We start from the raw sequence: 2,746 nt of genomic DNA, 5'->3' as shown, positions 1-2,746 counted from the left end.
CGCTTCGGCGGGCCGGTTCCCCACAGCTCCTACACCACGTTCAGGGACGTGACCTCGGTCACCAAATGGATTTTGGTCCCGAAGCCCCCGCGGGAGCGGCCGAGCGCGTGGTCGGCCGGCTCGTCCGAGCCCCCCTTTTTCCGCCCCCAGCCGCCGAGCGACTGGCCCGGATGCTGGTGCCGTCGATGCACCAGAGGTCCACATCGATCCGACCATCCGCATCGAGCTGCAAGCGCAGCCGGTCGAGGATACGCTCGAACAGCCCGTCGTAACGCCACCGCACAAAGCGTTCGTAGATCGTCTGCCAGGGGCCGTAGCGTTCGGGAATGTCCCGCCATTGGGCGCCGGTGTTCAGCTTCCACATCAGACCATCAACGACCTGACGGTGATCCCGCCACACCCCGCCACCTCGCGGATTGGACCGCGGCATCAAATCCGCGATCCGATCCCACTGCGCGTCGCTCAGTTCGTAGCGTTGCAGCCCTGTTGCATCGTAAGCCATCAAACTGACCTTGCGCTCTGAAGCACAACGTCAATAGTCTCGTCAGACAGGACCTAAGCCGCCACGGCGGGACGTTAACAGGCCGTCCCGCCGGGCGAAGTACATCCTTTGCGGGGCCCGGCGCGCCGGTCGTAGCCCCTTACGCGGCGCGCGGCAGGCGGCCCGCGGCGTGGTCGACGCGGTCGGCGCGCTCCAGCGCCTGGGCGACCAGATCGTCGAACAGATCGTTGACCAGGGCCGACAGGCGCACCGGCGCGCCGCCAAGCTGCGGCCCTTCCATCAGCAGGGAGCCTTCCTCGCCGGGGCCGATCACGCGCCAGCCCTTCGCCGTCATCTCGGCGACGCGGGGTTTGGCAATCAGGGCGCGGACATGGTCCAGGGCGAAATCGCTCATTCGAATCTCCCAGGGCTGGAGAGGGGCAGCGGGATGGGGCGGGATGGAGGCGGCGGGGCCGGCCACGCAGAAACGGTAACGCAGGAAACGGAACGCAACAAGAACAAATTCGGCCGGACCCTTGCCCAAAGGGGATTCCGCGTTGATTCCCCTTGCCCGGCGGGCGATTCGGGAAAAAATGCGCTGACCGGAATGATGTTCGAACCGACGAGGACCTGACCATGACCGGCAAGACCGGGATGCGCACCGAGACCGACAGCTTCGGACCGATCGAGGTTGCCGCCGACCGTTACTGGGGCGCCCAGACGCAGCGCTCGCTGCGCAACTTCCGCATCGGCGGGGAGCGCATGCCGCCGGCGCTGGTGCGCGCCCTCGGCATCCAGAAGAAGGCGTCGGCGCTCGCCAACATGGCGCTGGAGGTGCTCGACCCCCGGCTGGGCCGCGCCATCGTCGAGGCGGCGGAGGAGGTGATCGACGGCACGCTGGCCGATCATTTCCCGCTGGTGGTCTGGCAGACCGGCTCCGGCACCCAGACCAACATGAACGCGAACGAGGTCATCTCCAACCGCGCCATCGAGGCGCTGGGCGGCGAGATGGGGTCGAAGAAGCCGGTCCACCCCAACGACCACGTCAACATGGGGCAGTCGTCCAACGACAGCTTCCCCACCGCCATGCACATCGCCGCGGCCGAGCAGATCCACCACGAGCTTCTGCCGGCGCTGGAGCACCTGCACGCGGCGCTGGCGGCGAAGGCGGCGGAATTCGCCGACATCGTGAAGATCGGGCGCACCCATCTCCAGGACGCCACGCCGCTGACCCTGGGGCAGGAGTTCTCCGGCTACGCCACCCAGATCGCCTACGGGATCGAGCGGGTGAAGGCGTCGCTGCCGCAGCTCTACCGGCTGGCCCAGGGCGGCACGGCGGTCGGCACCGGTCTGAACGCCAAGACCGGCTTCGCCGAAGCCTTCGCGGTGGAGGTGGCCGCCATCACCGGGCTGCCCTTCGTCACGGCCGAGAACAAGTTCGAGGCGCTGGCCACCCACGACGCCCTGGTCGACGCCCACGGCAGCCTGAACACGCTGGCGGTGTCGCTGATGAAGATCGCCAACGACATCCGCCTGCTCGGCTCCGGTCCGCGCTGCGGCATCGGGGAGATCGCGCTGCCGGAGAACGAGCCCGGCTCCTCCATCATGCCCGGCAAGGTGAACCCCACCCAGTCGGAGGCGATGACCATGGTCTGCGCCCAGGTGATGGGCAACCAGACCACCGTCAGCATCGCCGGCGCCACCGGCCATTTCGAGCTGAATGTCTTCAAGCCGGTGATCGCCTACAACGTGCTGCAGTCGATCCGGCTGCTGGCCGACGCCTGCAACAGCTTCACCGACAACGCGGTGGTCGGCATCGAGGCGAACCGCGAGCGCATCGGCCAGCTGCTGAACGAGAGCCTGATGCTGGTCACCGCGCTGAACCCGCACATCGGCTACGACAACGCGGCCAAGATCGCCAAGAAGGCGCACAAGGAGGGGACGACCCTGAAACAGGCCGGCGTCGCTCTGGGCCTGCTGACCGAGGAGCAGTTCGATCAGTGGGTCAAGCCGGACACCATGGTCAAGCCCCGGTGACCGGGGCCGCGCGCCGTCGATGAAAAAGCGCTCCGTCCTCATCGCCGGGCACCCGACCAGCGTCTCCCTGGAAGAGGAGTTCTGGGAGGCGCTGAAGGGCCTTGCGCAGGCTCGGGGGATGTCGGTCAACGCGCTGATCGAGGAGATCGATTCGACCCGCAGCGGCAACCTGTCGAGCGCGATCCGCGTCTTCGTGCTGAACGCGGTGCAGGGGCGGGGGTAAGGGGC

Annotated in this window: 4 protein-coding genes; 2 read left to right on the top strand and 2 right to left on the bottom strand. The window is 67.6% G+C overall.

The features are described from left to right. Nucleotides 1–58: 58 nt before the first annotated feature. Together DXK32_RS31785 and DXK32_RS31780 are read right to left on the bottom strand one after the other, a co-directional pair. On the bottom strand, nt 59–502 hold the full coding sequence (locus DXK32_RS31785) for an IS5 family transposase (RefSeq protein ID WP_114862140.1): 444 nt from the start codon (nt 500–502) through the stop codon (nt 59–61). 139 nt (nt 503–641) lie between these two features. Then, entirely contained in the window at nt 642–896 is a 255-nt protein-coding gene (locus DXK32_RS31780) for a hypothetical protein (RefSeq protein WP_114862139.1), read from the bottom strand. A gap of 221 nt (nt 897–1,117) precedes the next feature. Here DXK32_RS31780 and fumC point away from each other — a divergent pair, with 221 nt between their 5' ends. Both fumC and DXK32_RS31770 read left to right on the top strand, forming a co-directional pair. After that, nucleotides 1,118–2,518 (top strand): class II fumarate hydratase, encoded by a 1,401-nt coding sequence (gene fumC / locus DXK32_RS31775; protein ID WP_114862138.1) that lies wholly within the window; start codon nt 1,118–1,120, stop codon nt 2,516–2,518. A gap of 19 nt (nt 2,519–2,537) precedes the next feature. Continuing rightward, nucleotides 2,538–2,741 (top strand): ribbon-helix-helix domain-containing protein, encoded by a 204-nt coding sequence (locus DXK32_RS31770; protein ID WP_109068052.1) that lies wholly within the window; start codon nt 2,538–2,540, stop codon nt 2,739–2,741. The last annotated feature ends 5 nt before the right edge of the window (nt 2,742–2,746 follow it).

This window comes from Azospirillum brasilense, from assembly GCF_003349955.1.
GTDB lineage: Bacteria > Pseudomonadota > Alphaproteobacteria > Azospirillales > Azospirillaceae > Azospirillum > Azospirillum brasilense_B.
This window is presented reverse-complemented; position numbering and strand designations above follow the sequence as displayed.